Annotated in this window: 19 protein-coding genes and 1 pseudogene; 9 read left to right on the top strand and 11 right to left on the bottom strand. The window is 41.0% G+C overall.

From position 1 onward, the window contains the following. Positions 1 to 492: 492 nt before the first annotated feature. The 5 genes from HWQ58_RS34080 to HWQ58_RS34100 all read right to left on the bottom strand — a co-directional run bounded on the left by HWQ58_RS34080 (position 493) and on the right by HWQ58_RS34100 (position 4,986). Positions 493 to 1,266: a DUF4437 domain-containing protein gene (locus HWQ58_RS34080; protein ID WP_292872637.1), complete on the bottom strand. Its 774-nt coding sequence runs from the start codon at positions 1,264 to 1,266 to the stop codon at positions 493 to 495. Between the two features lie 30 nt (positions 1,267 to 1,296). Then, positions 1,297 to 2,121, bottom strand: a complete 825-nt coding sequence (locus tag HWQ58_RS34085) for an alpha/beta hydrolase (RefSeq protein ID WP_292872733.1) — start codon at positions 2,119 to 2,121, stop codon at positions 1,297 to 1,299. A gap of 55 nt (positions 2,122 to 2,176) precedes the next feature. Then, positions 2,177 to 2,476 carry a protealysin inhibitor emfourin gene (locus HWQ58_RS34090; RefSeq protein WP_292872639.1) on the bottom strand — a complete coding sequence of 100 codons (300 nt, stop codon included), beginning with the start codon at positions 2,474 to 2,476 and terminating at the stop codon, positions 2,177 to 2,179. A gap of 145 nt (positions 2,477 to 2,621) precedes the next feature. Beyond that, positions 2,622 to 3,701, bottom strand: coding sequence for a M4 family metallopeptidase (locus HWQ58_RS34095; RefSeq protein WP_292872641.1), 1,080 nt, complete (start codon positions 3,699 to 3,701; stop codon positions 2,622 to 2,624). A 568-nt stretch (positions 3,702 to 4,269) separates the two neighbouring features. Beyond that, positions 4,270 to 4,986: a class I SAM-dependent methyltransferase gene (locus tag HWQ58_RS34100; RefSeq protein ID WP_292872643.1), complete on the bottom strand. Its 717-nt coding sequence runs from the start codon at positions 4,984 to 4,986 to the stop codon at positions 4,270 to 4,272. Positions 4,987 to 5,235: 249 nt separating this feature from the next. Between HWQ58_RS34100 and HWQ58_RS34105 the strand changes: the two genes are divergently transcribed. Next, entirely contained in the window at positions 5,236 to 5,541 is a 306-nt protein-coding gene (locus tag HWQ58_RS34105) for a hypothetical protein (protein ID WP_292872645.1), read from the top strand. Here the strand turns inward: HWQ58_RS34105 and HWQ58_RS34110 are convergent. The 3 genes from HWQ58_RS34110 to HWQ58_RS34120 are packed head-to-tail and all read right to left on the bottom strand — an operon-like array spanning position 5,519 to position 8,496. Further along, positions 5,519 to 7,510: a type ISP restriction/modification enzyme gene (locus HWQ58_RS34110; RefSeq protein ID WP_366839141.1), complete on the bottom strand. Its 1,992-nt coding sequence runs from the start codon at positions 7,508 to 7,510 to the stop codon at positions 5,519 to 5,521. The genes HWQ58_RS34105 and HWQ58_RS34110 overlap by 23 nt on opposite strands. 20 nt (positions 7,511 to 7,530) lie before the next feature. Continuing rightward, positions 7,531 to 8,184 carry a hypothetical protein gene (locus HWQ58_RS34115; RefSeq protein WP_292872647.1) on the bottom strand — a complete coding sequence of 218 codons (654 nt, stop codon included), beginning with the start codon at positions 8,182 to 8,184 and terminating at the stop codon, positions 7,531 to 7,533. A gap of 42 nt (positions 8,185 to 8,226) precedes the next feature. Continuing rightward, on the bottom strand, positions 8,227 to 8,496 hold the full coding sequence (locus HWQ58_RS34120; RefSeq protein ID WP_292872649.1) for a hypothetical protein: 270 nt from the start codon (positions 8,494 to 8,496) through the stop codon (positions 8,227 to 8,229). Between the two features lie 432 nt (positions 8,497 to 8,928). On the opposite strand from HWQ58_RS34120, the gene HWQ58_RS34125 reads away from it, so the two are divergent. Continuing rightward, positions 8,929 to 10,170: a HAMP domain-containing sensor histidine kinase gene (locus HWQ58_RS34125; protein ID WP_292872651.1), complete on the top strand. Its 1,242-nt coding sequence runs from the start codon at positions 8,929 to 8,931 to the stop codon at positions 10,168 to 10,170. Between the two features lie 91 nt (positions 10,171 to 10,261). Here HWQ58_RS34125 and HWQ58_RS34130 read toward each other — a convergent pair whose 3' ends face one another. Together HWQ58_RS34130 and HWQ58_RS34135 are read right to left on the bottom strand one after the other, a co-directional pair. Beyond that, entirely contained in the window at positions 10,262 to 12,532 is a 2,271-nt protein-coding gene (locus HWQ58_RS34130; RefSeq protein WP_292872653.1) for a bifunctional (p)ppGpp synthetase/guanosine-3',5'-bis(diphosphate) 3'-pyrophosphohydrolase, read from the bottom strand. A gap of 11 nt (positions 12,533 to 12,543) precedes the next feature. Beyond that, complete coding sequence (locus HWQ58_RS34135; RefSeq protein ID WP_292872655.1) at positions 12,544 to 12,690, bottom strand: hypothetical protein; 147 nt, start codon at positions 12,688 to 12,690, stop codon at positions 12,544 to 12,546. Between the two features lie 142 nt (positions 12,691 to 12,832). On the opposite strand from HWQ58_RS34135, the gene patD reads away from it, so the two are divergent. After that, on the top strand, positions 12,833 to 13,186 hold the full coding sequence (gene patD, locus HWQ58_RS34140) for a heterocyst frequency control protein PatD (RefSeq protein ID WP_292872657.1): 354 nt from the start codon (positions 12,833 to 12,835) through the stop codon (positions 13,184 to 13,186). Positions 13,187 to 13,365: 179 nt separating this feature from the next. Here patD and HWQ58_RS34145 read toward each other — a convergent pair whose 3' ends face one another. Then, complete coding sequence (locus HWQ58_RS34145; protein WP_292872659.1) at positions 13,366 to 13,962, bottom strand: TetR/AcrR family transcriptional regulator; 597 nt, start codon at positions 13,960 to 13,962, stop codon at positions 13,366 to 13,368. Between the two features lie 276 nt (positions 13,963 to 14,238). On the opposite strand from HWQ58_RS34145, the gene HWQ58_RS34150 reads away from it, so the two are divergent. The 6 genes and pseudogenes from HWQ58_RS34150 (at position 14,239) to HWQ58_RS34175 (ending at position 19,846) form a co-directional block, all read left to right on the top strand. After that, positions 14,239 to 15,828: a DHA2 family efflux MFS transporter permease subunit gene (locus HWQ58_RS34150; protein WP_292872661.1), complete on the top strand. Its 1,590-nt coding sequence runs from the start codon at positions 14,239 to 14,241 to the stop codon at positions 15,826 to 15,828. 608 nt (positions 15,829 to 16,436) lie between these two features. Next, complete coding sequence (cysH, locus tag HWQ58_RS34155) at positions 16,437 to 17,162, top strand: phosphoadenosine phosphosulfate reductase (RefSeq protein ID WP_292872663.1); 726 nt, start codon at positions 16,437 to 16,439, stop codon at positions 17,160 to 17,162. 68 nt (positions 17,163 to 17,230) lie between these two features. Further along, a complete protein-coding gene (locus HWQ58_RS34160) occupies positions 17,231 to 18,484 on the top strand; it encodes an exonuclease SbcCD subunit D (protein ID WP_292872665.1) in 1,254 nt (417 codons plus the stop codon). Positions 18,485 to 18,590: 106 nt separating this feature from the next. Then, positions 18,591 to 19,220 (top strand): annotated as a pseudogene (locus HWQ58_RS34165) (restriction endonuclease subunit R). Between the two features lie 152 nt (positions 19,221 to 19,372). After that, entirely contained in the window at positions 19,373 to 19,594 is a 222-nt protein-coding gene (locus tag HWQ58_RS34170) for a hypothetical protein (protein WP_292872667.1), read from the top strand. A 90-nt stretch (positions 19,595 to 19,684) separates the two neighbouring features. Next, positions 19,685 to 19,846 carry a type II toxin-antitoxin system HicA family toxin gene (locus HWQ58_RS34175; protein ID WP_292872737.1) on the top strand — a complete coding sequence of 54 codons (162 nt, stop codon included), beginning with the start codon at positions 19,685 to 19,687 and terminating at the stop codon, positions 19,844 to 19,846. Positions 19,847 to 19,886 lie beyond the last annotated feature (40 nt).

The raw sequence follows: 19,886 nt of genomic DNA on the forward strand, positions 1-19,886 counted from the left end.
GATGTAGAATTTTTATCAAAAAGCCTTAACCGAACCGTATTGCATCCAGGTAGTGGCGGCGTTGGCACCGCAGCAGTTCAACTTGCTCAGTTGCTAGGAGGGCGAGTTATTGCCACTGCGGGTAATGGGGCAAAGGTACAGCGATTACTTGAGCTAAAACAGTCGCTACTGGCTCTACTGGGGCGACACTGTTTGTGTCTTCACTGTAGCAGCTTCTGCCTTCCCTGTAAGAGCTTCTGCCTTGATGTTTCCGTGTTTCGCGCAGGCTGTAGCAGCTTCTGCCTTCCCTGTAAGAGCTTCTGCCTTGACGTTTCCGTGTTTCGCGCAGGCTGTAGCAGCTTCTGCCTTCCCTGTAAGAGTTTCTGCCTTGACGTTTCCGTGTTTCGCGCAGGCTGTAGCAATTTCTGTCTTCCCTGTAAGAGCTTCTGCCTTGATGTTTCCGTGTTTCGCGCAAGCTGTAGCAGCTTCTGCCTTGACGTCATATTCTGGTGTCTACTTATTCCAATCCCAAGGATAGTATGTATGTAATGGCGGTTCCCAGGCATGGTAAGAAAGATGTGGATTACCTCCTCGCACTAAAGCAAAGTACCCGGTTTCTGTGTATGCTGGGGCGTGCGAAATCAATGGTGGACGCCAAAAGTAACAACCTGGAGTCATATGACCAGCCTGTGTTGTGAGACTGCCTTGGAGGACAAATTCCTCTTCGGGAATGGGATGATACTCTGCAAAAGGTTCGACAAATTGCGGCAAACACCCTAGAAGCCAAGTGCTTCTTCCACCTTCAAGCCCTTTGCGTAAAGTTTTTCTCATTGCTCCTGGGGGAAAGCCAGGGGTGATAGTAGCAGACCAAGGAATCAGTTCTGAACTTAATGAAGGTATATATAATTCTCTTTTTGCTTCTGGTACATCATTCAATGATTTCGTAAAGCTGGGATGGCGCTCAGGCATCCACAAAGCTATAGTATTTTCGTTGACGCTCAATAATTCAATGCAGACACCTTTTGGAATAAAAGCATAAGTGTAGCGTCCGAGGCGAAGTTGGCCAATTCGTATTTCTCCACTAAGGACAAACATTTCCACGTCGCAATTAAAATAACCTGAACTACTCTCCCAGTGTTTTGTCCACTCGACTAATTCGGTAGATGCACCAGTTTCAGTATCAAAACTCAAAATACGTGTCAGTCCACCTTCCAAAAAACCATCTACAAGCCAAGTTTTCTGGATGACATCTGCTGATTGAATAAACTCAATATGATTTCTTGCCATAATGTTTTTGACAACCTGCTTTCTAAAATTTTAAACACCTATATCATCTAGAAAATCTATTACTATCTGCGATATTTCTTCAGGCATTTGGTTCATCATGCAGATTGTCCCGCCTTCAATTTCAACCACCTTGCTATGAGGTATTGCTTTGGAAACAAAATATCTATTTTCTACCTTGGCTAAACCGAGTCTGTCAAAAGTTTTCATATCCTCAGTTCCCCACATAATCAAGGTGGGAGACTTTATCAATTGAAATCTTGTTGGCGCATTCAGACAGTAGTTTTGTACAGCCCAAATAGCATATAAAGGATAGCCAAAGCTTTTTAAATCGTCTAAAACCCAACGTTGATTTAATTCTGGAGAGCCTACATATTGGGCGCGGGCTGACCATCTTTCCATGAGGTGGGAGCCATCTGCTTTTATTTTGAAACCGTCAGAAAATCTCTTTGATAGGGCTTCTTTTCCTTCTTCATCGAAGCCAAAAGCATTACATAATATAAGTTTATCTACTTTTTCAGGATATGCGGCTGCAATTTCTCCTGCCACAAAAGCACCTGTATGGTTTCCCAGGATGCTTGTACTTGAAATACCTAATTCCTCCAAAAGAGCAATTACAGTTTTCGCGTAGTCTTCGGTGGAGTAAAGTCTTGGAGGTTTATCAGAATCACCTAATCCTAAAAAGTCCATAGCAATGACACGCCTTGTCTGAGCAAAAATAGGCATTAACTCACTAAATTCGTCACTGCTTCTAGGTTGTTGATGTAATAATAGCAGAGGCTTTCCCTCACCACCAATACGGTAAAGAATCTGCCCATCTTCAGTGTCTAGGAAAGCTCGCTTGATTGGTTTATTCATAACATCATGATCCATTTAGGATTTATGTCAACCTTTATTTAACTTATTCAGCAAATTACCTTTTCTGTGCTATGTTCTGTAGCCATTCAATCAGAGGTCTTAAGGTTCCTGGCAATGCGGACTCGCTGACAGTCACTGTATGCTGCTTACCGTTATCTTCTACTGTTAACTTATACTGAAAGCGATCGCTCTGGGGATTTGGCGAAGTAATTTGTTCTGGTAGCCTAAATAAATCAGCAGCTTCCACTAGTCGGGGAAGTGCGCTGGCTTCATTTGGTGGGAGATCGTCTGTATCAACGGTTGTTTTCTTGGTAATCCCAGCAAAGCCGCCCGTGCGTTCAAACGATATCCGCATTTTTTTGCTCTCCGTTGTGCTATTTAGTTAGGATAAATACAGAAACTAGGAGATGAGAGTTTTCACCTCCCAGTTTAGCAACAACAAACAATACGTCTAAAAAAGTTAGGAGTTAAGAGTTAGAAAAAACTCCTCACTCCCGACTCTAAATAACTCCTACCTTTTGCCAAGCGTTCTGCACAGCTTTTTGCTCATTACTGTCATTACCGTAGAGTTCGCCAGCAACTTGAATGGTGACGTTGGCAGCTTTTTTAAAATCTGCTTTGGCACGCAAGCGATCGCGTAAAGCCACATACCATATTTTGCCAGCTTTTTCCCAGGCATACCCACCAATCTCTACAGCCGCTAGATAAAAGGCATGGTTAGGGATTCCTGAGTTTATATGCACTCCAGCATTATCTTCAACACCAGTATATTTATCTTTTATATGGGCTGGTTGGGGATCTTTTCCCAATACCGGATCATCATAAGCTGTTCCCGGTACTTTCATTGACCGGAGGGCAACACCTTTGACAGTCGGTACTAAAAGACCTTCACCAATCAGCCAGTTTGCCTCTTGTGCAGTCTGATTTTTGGATTTTTGTTTCACCAAGGAACCAAAGACATCAGAAAACGATTCATTTAGTGCTCCTGGTTCGCCATAATACTGTAAACCCGCTTCATACTGAGTTATCCCATGAGCTAACTCATGCCCAATCACATCAATTGATTTGGTAAAGCGCTGAAACATTTCTCCGTCGCCATCACCATAAACCATTTGGTCGCCGTTCCAAAAGGCGTTGTCATATTTAACGCCATAATGCACGGTGGAGTCTAAACGTAGTCCTTTGTCGTCAATGGAATTGCGATCGAATATTTCATGAAATAAGTCATAAGTAGCACCAGCCGCATCGTAGGCTTCATTTACTGATGCATCACTGCTTGGTGGATCTCCTTCAGCACGCACCAATGTGCCAGGGAGTTGCTGGCCATTTTTGGCATCATAGATGGTGCGACGCTTCTCACCCGGTGAAGGTGCAAAGGAGATAGTACCTATGACATCTCTGCGTCCGCGAAGCTGTGCTGAAACATTTAATGTATGAAAAGCCCAACTCCGCTGCTGAGGATTGCCATTCACTACGACATTTTCCAGCATGTGGGGCGGGATAATACAACAAATAGGGCATCTAGAGACAGGTGGATGCTCATACTTAAACCCGGCTGATTTCTTTTTATTTCGAGCCATCCAAGATATTCTCCTTTTGAAACTAAGTGATGGCAAACAGTAGCTTGAACTCCACTGGAGAAAGAAGCAGAAAAACGAATCCAAATCGCGTGTCCCTGGTTTTTTCTGAAGGAAATTTTCTACTCTGTATTTTCGGATAGGTCTTTAGAGGATTGATGGTACCCTCATGGGTACTTATGATGTGGAAATATTGTATAAAAACACAAAGCCAGCTTAATTAGTGCAAGTTTCAACTAAAACTCTTGTGTGAGTTAGCAACACCTCCTTTACAGACCTAATGCGTTTATAGCAGTCCTAAATCATTTATGAAATATTTTTCTGTTGGCTGTCATTAGTCATTAGTCATTAATCATTTGTCCTTTGTAATCACAAATGACTCTTGACAAATGACCAAGGACGACCATCAAAAAAATTTTCACAATCTCATTTAGGATTGCTATATATATTAGTTCTTATCAATAGAAATAATATTATTTATTGCTGTTTTGTTACTATCAAGTTGTTAATGCTATAAATGCCTATTGGAGACAGGCGAATCTCAAGTCTAGGCATCCAAAACCGAGAATTTTCACAAACAGCCACCAAACACCGCCAGACCATAATATTTCCAAGGTACTGCAACTGTTTTAAATCCAGCTTTGCTCAACATTTGTAAATGAGTCTCTAAGCTAGCTAACTGGCCTTGACTAGAGTAACCTTGAATAGTGCTGGTGGCACGTTTAGCGCGGATATCTGTCAAATTAATTCCCTGTTCAACTGCCCATTCCTCTCGTGCCGCCTTGTAAACTTCTGCTAAGGCTGGCGATTCTGGTAAGGTAGGGTCTGCATTCCAAAAACAGCCGTCTTGAGTGAGGCTAGCAGCAATTCGCTCAAATAACTTTAACTTCATCTCATCTTGGAGATGGTGAATTGCCAAAGATGAGACACAAGCATCAAATTCGTTACCAATATCCAAGTTCTCTGGATTATTTGCCCAGTCGCCAAAGTCTGCTTTTATGCCAGTCCAGCGTTGTTGATATCCAACTGCTGTAATTTTATCTTGGGCAAATTGCAACATTCGAGGTGAGTAATCTAGAGCAATTATTTGGGCATCTGCATAGCGGTTGAGTATTTTAAGACTAAGTTCGCCTGTGCCACAGCCTAATTCTAAAATACGCTGACTTGTGGAAGGTAAACAACGGGCAATTATCTCCAACATCTCATCGTATCGCGGTAAGAGTTGGCGAATACCAGTGTCAAAATCCGCAGTGTTGGCGAATACCTCTCCGGGAAATAATTGTTGCATGGTGATTGGAACAAACAAACATACTAATCAATATTAATCATCCATCATTACCGAGGTATATGGTGCAAGGTTGGGAGGAACTTTTAGTATTAAAATATATGGACTAAAATATACTTTTTCAAAAACAACGTACAATATTATTGAGAGGCTTGCTAAATTCGTCATAGTGAGGATAATTTTGTAGAATTGGGGTTTGAATGGCATGAAAAATCAGTTGCCGCCAAGCCACAAAAGCAGAACGGAAAGTTTATGAACAAAGTTAATTCTGAGCAGCCTGATATCACCGATAACGATATGCTTCCAGAGTACGATTTCACTGATGGTGTTCGTGGAAAGCATTACCAAGCTTATCGGTGTGGACATACTGTTACCATTCATCAAGCTGATGAGACAACTGTTGTACAGCACTTTACCCTTGAAGATGGGGCAGTAATGCTTGATCCCGATGTACAGGAATATTTTCCTAATGCAGAAGCTGTCAATCAGGCTTTACGCACATTGATTAGTCTGTTCCCGAAAAATAACGAATCGATTACAACTCAATCTGTTGAATAATCTGCATTGTTTCCACACTGACGGTGCAGACTCTTTGTAGTAAATCAATCACTTGTTCTTTGTAATCTGCAAAGCGATATGTATTGAATTTTTCAGCAATTGTAGGGTCTTTAGGTTTCTTTTCTTTGTATTGATCTAAAATCCACAATAGCGCACAACGGTTGCCAAGATGATATTCCCAAGCAATTTTGGGGACACCTTCTAAAGTTGTGACATCATCTAAAGTAATGGTTCCATTGGCTGTATCGGCTTTGAGTTTTGCTTTTGGTGTCCTATTTTTAGTGAAAGGTAAATCAATTCGTTTTAAAGGATAGGGTTCGACAGTTTCATAATTGATGTGCAAATCCATCAACTGTTTACCCCAGTTAACCCATTGCTGAAAGTGATCATAGAAGGGTATACGGGGAAATTCTCGTTTTAGATTAAGTTCGTATTTAGTGCGATAGGCGGGATTGTGCAAGACGGCGTAGGTGTAGTGAAAGATATCTAATTTGGTAATTGTCGAGTCTTTGTAATGGGTTTGGAATTGGGTTAATCCCCAGTCGGTGATATTGTCGATGCGGTTGCCGTCTTTCTCGTAGCGGTAGAGGGGAAGACATTGAGAACCACCATTAGTTAAGACATCGGGTATATATTTAATACCAATACAAAAATCAGCCGCATCAACACCTGATTTTATCCAAATAGCTTTATTCTCAATATTAGTATTTGGAAAAATTTGAGGGAGTTGATAAGTCCTTCCATTAAAATGTTTATCCAAATAAAGATATTTTTTAATAAATGGTCTATATATACTTGTAATTATTACTCCTTCATCAAACTTTTTGCTGATACCTCGCTTGAGGTAATTGTTCAACTCACTATCCCACTTGATATCAAACCCCAATTCTTCAGAGGTTCTCCGTTTACGTTCATACACATCTACAAAGAACTTCATCCGGTTCTCTAATTCTGATTTTGATAAGTCATACACCCATTCGTCACGTTGAGTTTTAATGCCTGAAGAAAATAATTTAAATATTGCATGCTCTCCTTGACCAGATTTGACATCTTTACTGATAACAGGAATAAGACAATCAAAGTCATTATCCGATAAATTAATCCAGTTACTTTTCTCATCTGGATTAATGTGTTCAAACGAAATTTTGTCAAATGGTGTTTTAGCTAAAAAATTCAGCTTCGCTTCGGCTGAATCTTCTGCAACTTTTGTATAAAAAATTCTACAAGGAACTTTGGTTTTTTCTGGCTTCTTTATCATCAAGCTGATAGCTGTACCAACTTTTACTCCAAAAACACTGCCAGATTTATCTCCTGCGCGGATATTTCCACCCAAATCGATAATATAAATTTCGCTAAATTCATCTGAAACAACTTTTCTAAATCCGTCAAATGTCTTACTATCAATAAATGAAGAATTAGTAATTAAAGCCACTATACCATTTTGACTAAGGCGGTCTGATGCCCATCGCATAAATCGCACATACATGTCATAAAGCACAATTTGATTTTGTGCTGTCCCACGCTTAATGTATGTTCCCTTAATGTGTTTATCTACTTCTGGATAGGCACGATTTGCATTATTATCATTAAAGTTTTCTTGTTTTGCATTATAAGGTGGATTTCCCATAATCACGGAGACATCAGTTTCATTTTGCTGCTTTATTCTTTCGGTATTCTCAACACTTGTAGCAAACAAATCTAATTGCTTTCCTTCAAAAGATGTATGCTCAAGAGTATCAACAAAACAGAGATTTTTAAACTCTTGATATTCACCCATTTTTTGCTTATAGGTGTATTCAATATTCAAGTTAGCGATATAATAAGGTAAAATTGCCACCTCATTACAACGAATCTCATGCTTATATTTATATTCGAGACTATTTTTAGGCAAATAATTAATTAATTCAGTAATAAACGTCCCAGTTCCTGTAGCCGGATCTAAAATTTCGACATCTTTATCAGCTAGCAGCTTACCAAAATTTTTATAAACTAAATAATCACACTTTCAATCATGAAGCGTACAATTTCATTCGGCGTATAGACAATACCTAGCCTGTCAGCCGCTTTCGGATTATATGCTTTATAGAAATTCTCATAAAGCACTTTTAAAAACTTCTGCTTTTCATGATGATTATAAATATTCGCAGCAGTTCTTCTAATGACTCCATAGTAACGCTCAATAGTACCAAGAGTATTTTTTTTAGTACTACCTGTAAAAAAGGTATCGATGATAGTTTTTAATTCACGAGCAATATTATTTTCTCGATGAAACTGAGATTCATTGAAGATGCTGATAAAGATATCTTCAGTTAAAATATGCTGAATCATCATTTCTCTAACATCCAGCAAAGTAACTTCAGGATTAATTGATTCTTTGCAAATACCCCAAAATTTAGCCCTTGCTATTTTAAAAGCTGCGTTTGTTTCGATTTGACTATCAATTAAGTCACGCAAAGCATTTAAAACAGTCGGTAAGTCTTGCTTAAAAGTTTCAATAGCCTCTCTAAAATCTTTAACTTCCGGGCGAACATAGTTGATAAAATATGTAATTATTCCATCCAGCGCGTCAGCATCTTTCATCGGGACGCGCATAGTTTCTTGTCCACTCTGAATTAAAACTGCTGTTTGTGAGTCTTCAAACAAAATGTTACTATCTGGGTAGCCTTTTATTAGCTTTTTCGCAATTTATTGGTCTAAATTGTCAAATGAATCCTTGCTTTCCCAGTAACCCCAATCCAAACGCAAAGCATCTTTGACAGTGCCATCTGGATAAACAAGTTTGCCGCTAGGTGTTTTATAATCTAGTTCGGGAATAAGTCTAAATTCTCTAGGTTTGCAATATTCATTAACTAAGTTTTGAAATGCAACCCGAATCGATGTTTCTTTACGTGATCCGCCATACTGGATAATTCTTTCTACTTCTGTGTGATATTGACTAACCAGAAGCTTGGACATACTTTATCAAATTTTTATAATTTTATAATCTGCCCAATTTAGCTGCTATATCACTTAGCCACCTCAGAATATATAACGAAGAAAAATCAGGCGTTGTTTTGGGATGTCCGTAAAAACTAAGAGACGTGATTAATCGCGTCTCTGCAAAAGATATCTATATAAATACATTGACAATTTTAATAGTGTTGAGTTGTGCCTACTATGTCTGTAACTACAATCTACTTGGTTAAGCAATCGCTCTTACCTCTATGATGAAATAAGCTAATTTGCATTTAAATTGCAATAAACTGACTAAGCTAAACTGATTAGTTCAGTAATCAGCCGTCTTTTCACTAACTTCCATCTTCCGTCACTTGCAAACTTGACATTAAATGCACTAAGCTAGCTCTAGCGCAAGGGGCTTCGCGCTGACTGTCTTTGGTTGGGCAAAAAATGGATTTTAGTCAGACTCTAATTGCCAAAAGTGATGCCATTCTCGATCAATGGGTAGAAGCGGTTTACCAGGATCAACAAATTGAAGCTACTAATGAACTTACTTTTAATGCTGTACGGGATAGCTTACCCCGCGTTTTGAAAGCATTAGCAACAGTACTTTCTGAATCTGAAACGAGTGATTTGCAGACAGTAGTAGATGCAAGTTTAGAACACGGCACACTTCGCGCCCAACAGGGATTTGAACCAGAGGAAATTGCGCGAGAGTATCGTTTACTCCGGTTTGTGATTTTTTCGTTTTTAGAAGAAGATTTATTACAGGGATCTGCACAAGAGGTGCTAAGGGCTGTTCGCCTGATTGATACAGTAATTGATGAAGCGATCGCCCGTTGCTTTAACAGTTATACTCAAGGACGATTACAAGAGCTTAAACAACTCCAAAGTCAGTTGCGGTTGACTAACCAAGAGCTAACTCGTTTGGTTCGCGCTAATAAAGATAGTCTCTCTCATTTGGCTCATGAACTGAAAACGCCCCTGACTTCAATCATCGGTTATGCAGACTTATTTCTGCGCCAGCAGCGTCAACAATCAGAACTCAAAGACACCTATACAAATCTTGAAAGTATCGAGCGAGTTCTCAAGAGTGGTAGACTTCTTGTGCGGTTAATTAACGATACTCTGGAAATTTCGCGCTATGATGCCGGACAGATGAAATTGCAGCCGACTTTAACCGATGTGCGTAGTTTAATCAACTTTGTTTTAGAGATAATTGAGCCACTAGCGCGTGCGAAAGAATTATCCTTGATTGTTGAATGCGATGGCTTCTCTACGAGAGGCTTCGCCAACGCCAACGCCAAAGGCGAACGCGCCCCAAGTAAAGTTATCACAGATCCTCTTCGGCTTCAGCAAATTCTGATAAATCTGCTGAGTAACGCAATTCGCTACACAGAATCTGGTTCAATTTATTTACAGTGCTGGACGATATCTCAACAGCAGTGGGCTATCTCCGTTATTGATAGTGGTATTGGTATTTCTCCAAATGCTCAAGCACAAATTTTCAATCCCTATTTTCGGGAAGTAACTTCTCCAAAAGTGCAAAGTTCTGATGGTACAGGATTAGGTTTAGCAATAGTTTCTCGATTGGTTCAGTTAATGGATGGTGAAATTAAAGTAGATTCACAGCTAGGAAAAGGGTCTACATTTACAGTAATTTTGCCATTAGAAGCAATCGCTCAGGTATGACTGTCGCTTTCCTAAAATTCAAAACTTGAGAGTAAAATCGCAACTTAAACTGGTGCGTTAACGCAGTGTAACGCACCTACAATTGGCACATCTACTCGTCAATTTGACCAACGCGGCGGATATTCAAAATGTCGCTCATTTTCTTAATTTGGACGAACACTTGCTCTAGTTGAGAGCGATCGCGTATATCTATTCCTAAGTCCATCAATGCAGGTTGACCAGTAGAGGTTTTCACCTGAGCATGGCGAACGTTGATCCCTTGGTCACTCAACCGTGACAAAATATCCTTTAGCACCCCGACGCGATCCAGAGCTTCAATTTGAACATCTACTGGGTACGTATGCGGACGACCACTATTTTCAGCGCTTGGGTTCCACCTAACTGGTACTAAGCGTTCATACTCCACAGTTTCCAGATTATGGCAGCCTTGGCGATGAATTGAAATCCCCCGACCTCGCGTTACCACACCAATAATTGGTTCACCAGGAATCGGGGTACAACACCCAGCTAAATAATACACCAAACCTTCCACCCCAAAAATTGGCGAATCAGTGGAACGTGAGGTAGTTGGAGGTGCATCTCGCAAAGCTTTTGATGTCGCTGGTTCTTTGGGGATAAAAGGCAACACAGTGGAAACTGGTTGTTGTCCCTTGGCTACTTCTCGCCAGCGATTTAATACTAGGTTCAAGGTAATCTCTCCGTAACCCAAACCAGCAAGTAAATCTTCCACGCTGTGGTAATTACACTTTTCAGCGACAATCTGCATTGCATCTGACTTCAGCAAACTATCAAAACCAGTTTTACCAAGTTCCTTTTCTAACAACTCCCGTCCACGCGCGACATTTTCTTCCCGGCGCGATCGCTTGTACCATTGTTTTATTCGATATTTCGCCGCTGAAGTTCTGACAAAGTTCAACCAATCCAAACTCGGATGGCAGTTCTTTTGGGTCAGAACTTCTACAATATCGCCATTTTGCAGCCGCGTTGACAGCGGCACCATTCGCCCATTCACCCGCGCCCCTGAACAGTGGTTTCCGACTTCGGTATGAATGCGATAAGCAAAATCTACAGTGGTGGCACCGGGGCTTAAAGGAACAACATCCCCCTTAGGGGTGAAGACATAGACATCATCTTCAAATAAATTATCTTTGACGCTATCAAGATATTCTTGTGCATCCTTGAGATCGGTTTGCCATTCCAGCAGTTGCCGCAGCCAAGTAAACTTGTCATCCGTCCCTGTCAAATGGCTAATACTAGAACCTCCAGTTTCTTTGTACTTCCAATGGGCGGCAATTCCATACTCGGCGATATGATGCATTTCGATTGTCCGAATTTGCACCTCCAAAGGACGGCCAGTTAGTCCAATCACCCCAGTATGCAATGACTGGTAACGGTTAGGTTTTGGTAGTCCAATGTAGTCTTTAAATCTCCCAGGAATTGGGCGAAAAGCATCGTGAACCACTGCCAACGCCCGATAGCATTCCTCATTGGTTTGAACAATAATCCGTAGCGCCGCCAAATCGTAAATTTCATGAAATTCCTTTTGCTGTCGGTGCATTTTTTGGTAAATGCTATAAAGGTGTTTGGGACGACCGCTAAGATCCTGAAAGTAGATTCCGGCTTGCTGCAAACGTTCTCGTAAAATCTCTGTAGCTTTGGCTAATTTCTCTTCTCGCGCCGTCCGTTTTTCGGAAACATACTCCTGCATTTGGCGAAAAGCTTCCGGTTCCAAATACTTAAAAGCCAAATCTTCGAGTTCCCATTTAATCCGCCAAATCCCCAAGCGATTGGCTAAGGGTGCGAATATATCTCGCGTTTCCTGGGCACTGCGGCGGCGGCTGGCCTCTGACATATATTGTAAAGTTCGCATATTATGCAAACGATCTGCCAATTTTACGACAATTACCCGAATATCTTGCGCCATTGCCAAAAACATCCGCCGGAAGTTTTCGGCTTGGCTTTCGGTTTTGCTAGTGAAATTGATTTTAGAAAGCTTGGTGACACCTTCGACCAATTGCCGCACTTCTGGGCCAAAGCGTTCTTCTATGTCTTGACTTGTAACTTCTGTATCTTCAACGACATCATGGAGAAATCCAGCTGCTATCATAGCAGCACTGCCTCCCAAGTCACGCAGCAAGTCGGCCACAGCAATGGGATGGGCGATGTATGGTTCTCCAGATTTGCGGTATTGACCTTCATGCAGTTGGTAAGCAAATTCAAATGCCCGACCAATTAAGACGGCATCATTATGCCTTCGGTCATCTTCCCCTGCGCTACTACTTGTCGATGACTCCTTCAAACATTTTTTTAACCATTCGGGAATGGCAAGGTCAACTGATGAATTTATCGCTATACTGCTCATACAATTTGGGTTTAGAGAGGATCGGTAGATAAGTGAATGATAAATAAAACTAGCAGCATCGCCCTGATAAAGATGCTGTTGCCCAAAGACGGGTTGGAAAAAGCAGTGTAAGGACGATTCTCCAATTGCCAATGGTAGTCATCCAGTTTGAGTTTCAAGAATCGTTAAAGAAAGAAAATCCATTGATGGCAAACAAAGCCCCAAATCACGATTTGAGGCTTTTAGTGCTGATAAGTCTTTAAGAAAGTTTATTGTAGAAGAAAAATTACTTGACATTAATACTATCTTACCTAGCACTGGATGTCTTTAAACCGTGAGAAATATCTGGCATTCGTAACTTTGTTAGAGCAATTACGCTCCGATGCCACAACTACCCAAATCGCTGCGCCAGAACTGCGGCAGCGTGTAGCCACGTTGCAGCAATTTTTTGGGCAACAGATTGTGCCTTTGGCTGATGAAAACTGGCGAGTGCAGTCTTATCAAACGGAGATGAGCAAGCAATTGCGCCTGTTGGAAATAGATGTGATGTTTTTCCAAGGAGCGCGGCAAGCATCTACTATACAAACGAGACTTCAAACGATTAGCGATCGCTTGACAACTCTCATTCAATACTGTAATGCCATTCTGCAACCAGAAGCGGAAGGAGAAAAATAACAATTGTTCACCTTTTTCTCTAATTTCTCCATCATCTCATTTATGACCTATGATGAAAAGTTATTTTGCTAACAAGTTGGAATTGAGCATTGGGCATTGGTTATTCTCGTTGTCCTTCTAAAGTTCTGATCTAAGGAAGCCTTATCTTAGTCTTGTTCCCATTCCCCATGACCCATGCCCTATTCCCCATTCCCAATACCTTTGAGGAGAAGATTCATGGTGCGGCGCATGTATCCTTCTACTGGCTCGGTTGTGGGTTTGAAGATCAATGCATAATATAGTGACCCACTTACAAGGTCGATAATTAGGTCTAAGTCTGCATCCTTGTGAATTTCGCCTCTATACTTGGCACGCTCAAGTACTTTAGAAAAGGCTTCACGTCGGAGTTTAGTATATTTTGTCCAATAGACCTCGGCAAACTGAGGATTGCTAGACGCTGTACTAACGATCAAGGCAAGTGTCTGACGACCAAGGGGACTATCTATTTTGTTGGCGGCATTCTTAATCAGGATATTCATGTCTCCCCAAAAGCTGCCAGTATCGGGGATCGCTAAATCATCTCTGAGACTTTCTATCGCGTCTGCAACTAGTTCTTCTTTGGAAGTGTAACGCCGATAGATAGTTGTTTTACCAACTCCAGCACGAGAAGCGATCGCTTCTATACTCATGCTTTCATATCCTACCTCTGCAAGCAAGTCTAAGGTCGCTTGCAAAATCGCTTGATCGGCATGGATGCTGCGTGGGCGTCCAGAAGTGATGTTGATTTGCTTACTCATAAAAATATCATCCCCAAGCAATATCTTCTTGGCCATTTGCTCCATTTGAGAAACAAATAAGCCTTATAACCCAATTCTCATGCACTAAAACAGCAACAATGACCATCCATCTTTAGCATAAGTATTTCTGCCACATTTGAGGAAAAACTCTCTTGACCATTTTTATATGATACGCTACCGTAGCGTATATATACAATACTTAATTTGAGCTTTGGCGTCAGCGTAACCCAACCAAGGCATTGCTTAACATCTCCCAAATATTATTTGTGCTAAATAATGGCTACCAACATTAAAGGTTCTAGTTTTGACGAATTTGGTTATGTCCACGGCCCATTAAAGTGGGCGATCGCTTTTACGGCTTCTCTTGGTGCAATATTAGAAGTAATTGATACTAGTATTGTTAACGTTGCCCTGACAGATATACAGGCTAGTTTGGGTGCAACTGTCAGTGAAGTAGGTTGGGTGGTAACTGGATATGCGATCGCAAATGTCGTCTTAATTCCCTTATCTGCATGGCTGGGAGATTACTTTGGACGCAAAACCTACTTTATCTTCTCGTTGATTGGCTTTACGCTGGCCTCGGTTTTATGCGGTTTGGCATTTAATCTGCCGATGCTAGTTTTTTCTCGAATTCTTCAAGGTTTGTGTGGTGGCGGATTGCTAGCTAAAGCCCAAGCAATTTTGTTCGAGACTTTTCCACCTGCTGAACAAGGTTTAGCACAGGCAGTTTTTGGGGTAGGTGTAATTTCTGGTCCAGCCATCGGCCCAACTTTGGGAGGATTTTTGGTAGATGGTTTAGGCTGGCGGTGGATTTTCTTTGTTAATATTCCCTTCGGGATTGTTGCAGTGGCGATGTCTTTCATGTTTTTACCCAAAGACAAAGATAAAAGCAAGACAAAAAGCCAAACTGTCGATTGGTTGGGGATCGGGTTTTTAGTCGTTGCTATTGGCTGTATGCAAACTTTGTTAGAGGAAGGAGAGAAAGACGACTGGTTTTCCTCCGATTTTATTACGACGTTAGCGATCGCCAGTATTATCGGCTTGGGATTGTTTATTTGGCGAGAAGTGAAAACAGATCACCCGGCTGTGGATTTGAGAGTTTTGCGCCACCGTTCTTTAGCTGCGGGAAGCGTTCTCTCAGCAGTGGTGGGTATGGGGCTTTATGGCACACTCTTTGCTGTGCCGATATTTGCTCAGAGTGTGCTGCACTTTACGGCAACGCAGACAGGACTATTGTTAGCGCCTGGTGCTTTAGCGTCTGCGATCGTTATGGTTTTATTAGGCAAACTATCTAGTAAAATTGATGCCCGATTTTTAATTGCAATGGGCGCTGTCGGATCGTCTGGAGTCATGTTTCAACTAGCAGCAATTACCCCACAAACTGGCATAGATGATTTATTTTGGCCATTGGTATGGCGTGGGGCTTTTACTGTGTTGATGTTTCTCCCTTTGAGTTTGGCAGTTTTAGGCCCGCTACCCAAACAGGATATTTCTGCTGGCTCTGGTTTCTACAACCTCACCCGACAACTGGGTGGTAGCATAGGCATTGCTCTACTCACCACTTTGCTTGACCGACGAGAAGCTTTTCATCGAGCCATCCTCTTAACAAAACTTAGTCCTTATGACCCAGAAACCAGTCAGCGCCTTGACTTCCTCAATGGGGCACTTCAAAGCCAAGGCATGGATGCGACAACAGCGCAACAACAAGCACTAGCTTTATTAAGTCAAACAGTAGATATTCAAGCTGCGGTTTTGTCTTACGCAGATTGCTTTCGAGTGGTAGGGGTAGGATTCATTTGCTCATTACCTTTGTTGCTATTTCTGGGTAAAGGCGGTGCAGGAGCGAAAGCGCCAGTCGGGCACTAGGGTAAAGGAAATAGCGATCGCATCCCTATTCTAAATTCTCTGACTGCAAAACTACGTAATAACACGGCTTTAGAATTATTCTCTGCCGAAAGTCACAGCAGAAAATTAATACACACGGATTAATCTGGATGAAAAAAGTAAAAGTCCCACTCAGTTTTGAGCGGGACTATGTGAAGTCTTATTGCTAAAATGAAAAATTTTAATCTTAGAAAAAGTTCATTATTGTAATAATCCCAACGCTGGTTAACATCATTAAAGCACCCATAATTATAGATTGGCCTAATGGATTCCCGAATTTTGCATTGTTCATTTAAGTAAAATCCCTTTTATTAATAGTTCCTTAACCATATCAAAATCAGTATAAATATCTATAAAATTAATGTAAAACTTAAATTCTCGTAACGTTTCTTAATAAATACTCTTATTTAGGCTATTATTGTATAATTTATGTCAAGTATTTGTTTTGGTTATTTTTCTTGTCCTATTCCCCATTCTCAAAGTGTAGTAATTTCCGCACAAAATAATTACCTTATATCCGAGCGGAATAGGCGTCTTCATGGAGTAAGATCGATCTTAATCAAGGTAAAATATTTGAACAGAAGATTATCATGACAGTCTCCACGGCATCTAGAAACCAAGCGATCGCTTTTGACTTAGAAAAATTAAATGAGCAATTTGAAACTGCCACTCCCAAAGAAATACTGGCATGGTCTATAGAGAATATCCCAACGGGACTGGTGCAAACAAGCGCCTTTAACGTGGATGACATGATAATTACTCATATTCTTTACAGTGAACTGAAGCATCCCGTTCCTGTGATCTTTCTCGATACCTTGCACCACTTCCCTGAAAGCTTAGAATTAGTAGCCAAAGCCATACAAATCTACAACCTGGATTTGCAAACTTACAAAACTCCAGATGTAGACACCCGCGAAGCCTTTGAAGCCAAATACGGCGACAAACTTTGGGACAAGGATATTGCCCAATTCCACAATATTACAAAAATTGAACCATTATTACGGGGTTTAGACGAACTCAACAGCGTTGCTTGGATTACCGGACGCCGCCGTGACCAAGCAGTAACCCGTGCGAATATGCCCATATTTGAATTAGACGGTAAAGGTCGGCTGAAAGTGAATCCCATAGCTACCTGGACACGCCAAGACAGCTGGGTCTACGTGGCTGAACATGGAGTTATCTACAACCCCCTCCACGACCAAGGTTATCCCAGCATAGGCGACCAACCCATTACCACCAAAGTAGGTGAAGGCGAAGACGAACGCGCCGGACGTTGGCGGGGAAGTGAGAAAACAGAATGTGGAATTCATATTTAGTCATTGGTCATTTGTCATTTGTCATTAGTATTAGACAAAGGACAAATGACTAAGAACAAAGGACAAATATGATTAAAATCCTCCATCTCTCCGATATCCACATGGGAAGTGGCTTCTCCCACGGACGAATTAATCCCGCGACTGGATTAAATACACGGTTGGAGGATTTTGTCAATACTCTGTCTATATGTATTGACCGAGCGCTGACAGATGCTGTTGATATGGTGATATTTGGTGGCGATGCTTTCCCGGATGCGACACCACCGCCTTATGTTCAACAAGCTTTTGCTAGCCAGTTTCGCCGTCTCATGGATGCCAATATTCCGACAGTGCTGTTGGTAGGCAACCACGACCAACATTCCCAAGGACAGGGAGGGGCGAGTTTAAATATTTACCGCACTTTGGGAGTGCCAGGGTTTGTTGTCGGTGATGCATTAACTACGCACTGTATCGAAACCCGCAATGGCAAAGTGCAAGTAATTACGCTGCCTTGGCTGACTCGTTCAACTTTGATGACTCGTCAAGAGACTGAAGGTTTGTCTTTGGCGGAAGTCAACCAACTATTAACGGAACGTCTGCGAGTTGTTATAGAAGGGGAAATTCGCCGTCTTGACCCCAATGTGCCTACTATCCTTTTGGCTCACTTGATGGCTGACAATGCTACCTTGGGCGCAGAACGCTTTTTGGCAGTAGGTAAAGGCTTTACTCTACCCCTATCTTTGCTGACGCGACCTTGTTTTGATTATGTAGCGCTGGGACACGTCCACCGCCACCAAAATCTGAATAAATCCAACAACCCGCCAGTAATTTATCCAGGGAGTATTGAGCGGGTAGATTTCAGCGAAGAAAAAGAAGACAAAGGTTATGTAATGCTGGAATTAGAGCGGGGGAGGGCTGAATGGGAATTTTGTCCTTTGACAGTTCGGACTTTCCGCACCATTGAAGTGGATGTCTCAAAAGCAGATGAGCCGCAAGCGGTGTTAATGAAAGCGATCGCTAAATATAATATTGAAGATGCTGTAGTGCGGCTAATTTACAAACTCCGCTCCGAACAGATGGATTTAATTGACAGTTCCTCTCTACATACTGCTTTAAGTCCCGCTCATACCTACACCATTCAAGCAGAATTAGTGAGTCAATTAGCCAGGCCCCGGATTCCTGAATTGAGTGCAAGTAGCAGCATCGACCCAATGGAAGCGTTAAGAACTTACTTAAATAATCGCGAAGACCTCAAAGACATCGCAGCATCAATGATGGATGCAGCTCAGAAGTTGCTAGCAGATGATGTGGAAGTTTGGCTAGAAGCAGCAACTAATGAATAGGATAAATGCCAATTATCTTTTCATGTTTAACTGAGCGATCGCAATAAAATAAAGTAAAAATTTAAAGTGCCACAGCATATCTAACTTTTTCCACTTTGTGAAAAGTATGACGCAAACACTCCAAGCAAAAGAGATCAATTTACGTTACTTAATCGATAATTTTGGCATTTAGTTAGTTTTGGATGACCAATTTTTCCGCGAATGGCAAGAAGATTTATTAGAAATTACTGATTTAGATAAACAACTTTTAGATAAAGTAAAAACAGGTTATTTTAATCTTCTTAATTACCCACCTTTACTAGAAGATGTTGTGAGAATGGCAATTATAGACCCAATACTTTTTATTGGGGATTTTTATTTATTGCCCTTATATATCAAAGCTGAGGAACCAATAGAGATTACTGATGAAGATGAAGAAATTATCATCAAAGGCAAAATAGATACATTAGTTCTGAAAGACCAATTCTGGGTGATGGTTATTGAGTCAAAACAAGCAGAATATTCGATTGAAAGAGGACTCGCACAAATTTTAGCTTATATGTTAGGTAATCCTCATCCAAATCAGCCTAGTTTTGGGATGATTAGCAGCGGTGGAGAATTTATTTTTGTCAAATTAGTTAAAGGAAATCCAACTTATTATGCTTTATAAAAGGGGTTTTTAATCCGAAACCCTGGAAATGAATTGTACGACGTACTACGAGTCCTGAAACGCTTGGCTCAGTTGGTGAGTGCTTAAATCTTATCGCTTGATTATATATTCTTGTAGAGGGGCGATGTCTGACACCAGCCGATACGCATCTACGCTACATCAGTTAGCATTAAGTAATGAAAAAATGTCTGATAAATGTCTGATATTTGAATAGTAGTGATTACAGGAGTAAGCATACGATGAAAATTAGAGGAATCAAACGCGGTCAAACTATTGAATTATTAGAGCAAATTCACAGTATTCCTGATGGAGTAGAAATAATCGTTAATCTAGAACTTCCTTCTACTCAACCTGTTGTAGAAAAACTAGACTTAACAGATGAAGAAAGGCTAGCAAAATTGAATAAATTATTTGGAGCTTGGCAAGACCAACCAGAGTTGATAGATAGATATCTTTGCTGAAATAAGATTTTGAAAATATACCTAATTTGCAATTAGAGAACTGGTTAGAGTAGCAAAAAAGCTGTATGAGCGCGATCGCTTGATTATATCCTGAGCAAAGTTGCTTTTGAAGTGGCTAGGGTACGTGGCAGTCATCATATTATGATACATAGTGATGGGCGTAGGACAGTAGTTCCTGTACATTCAGGTGAAACAATTGGTCGTGGTTTGCTAGCACAAATACTACGCAATTGCCAAATAACTCGTGAATAATTTAGGGAATTGTTGTAAGTATTGATGATTTTGAAGGTTA

This window comes from Nostoc sp. LPT (assembly GCF_017115165.1).
Lineage (GTDB): Bacteria > Cyanobacteriota > Cyanobacteriia > Cyanobacteriales > Nostocaceae > Nostoc.

What these genes read in the sequence shown, in the direction of transcription:
- HWQ58_RS34125 (WP_292872651.1), top strand. Translation starts at nt 8,929, where the DNA reads ATGGATTTTAGTCAGACTCTAATTGCCAAAAGTGATGCCATTCTCGAT.
- HWQ58_RS34150 (WP_292872661.1), top strand. Translation starts at nt 14,239, where the DNA reads ATGGCTACCAACATTAAAGGTTCTAGTTTTGACGAATTTGGTTATGTC.
- HWQ58_RS34080 (WP_292872637.1), bottom strand. Translation starts at nt 1,266, where the DNA reads ATGGCAAGAAATCATATTGAGTTTATTCAATCAGCAGATGTCATCCAG.
- HWQ58_RS34120 (WP_292872649.1), bottom strand. Translation starts at nt 8,496, where the DNA reads ATGTCCAAGCTTCTGGTTAGTCAATATCACACAGAAGTAGAAAGAATT.
- HWQ58_RS34130 (WP_292872653.1), bottom strand. Translation starts at nt 12,532, where the DNA reads ATGAGCAGTATAGCGATAAATTCATCAGTTGACCTTGCCATTCCCGAA.
- HWQ58_RS34100 (WP_292872643.1), bottom strand. Translation starts at nt 4,986, where the DNA reads ATGCAACAATTATTTCCCGGAGAGGTATTCGCCAACACTGCGGATTTT.
- HWQ58_RS34095 (WP_292872641.1), bottom strand. Translation starts at nt 3,701, where the DNA reads ATGGCTCGAAATAAAAAGAAATCAGCCGGGTTTAAGTATGAGCATCCA.
- HWQ58_RS34090 (WP_292872639.1), bottom strand. Translation starts at nt 2,476, where the DNA reads ATGCGGATATCGTTTGAACGCACGGGCGGCTTTGCTGGGATTACCAAG.
- HWQ58_RS34085 (WP_292872733.1), bottom strand. Translation starts at nt 2,121, where the DNA reads ATGAATAAACCAATCAAGCGAGCTTTCCTAGACACTGAAGATGGGCAG.
- HWQ58_RS34170 (WP_292872667.1), top strand. Translation starts at nt 19,373, where the DNA reads ATGAAAATTAGAGGAATCAAACGCGGTCAAACTATTGAATTATTAGAG.
- HWQ58_RS34160 (WP_292872665.1), top strand. Translation starts at nt 17,231, where the DNA reads ATGATTAAAATCCTCCATCTCTCCGATATCCACATGGGAAGTGGCTTC.
- cysH (WP_292872663.1), top strand. Translation starts at nt 16,437, where the DNA reads ATGACAGTCTCCACGGCATCTAGAAACCAAGCGATCGCTTTTGACTTA.
- HWQ58_RS34145 (WP_292872659.1), bottom strand. Translation starts at nt 13,962, where the DNA reads ATGAGTAAGCAAATCAACATCACTTCTGGACGCCCACGCAGCATCCAT.
- patD (WP_292872657.1), top strand. Translation starts at nt 12,833, where the DNA reads ATGTCTTTAAACCGTGAGAAATATCTGGCATTCGTAACTTTGTTAGAG.
- HWQ58_RS34105 (WP_292872645.1), top strand. Translation starts at nt 5,236, where the DNA reads ATGAACAAAGTTAATTCTGAGCAGCCTGATATCACCGATAACGATATG.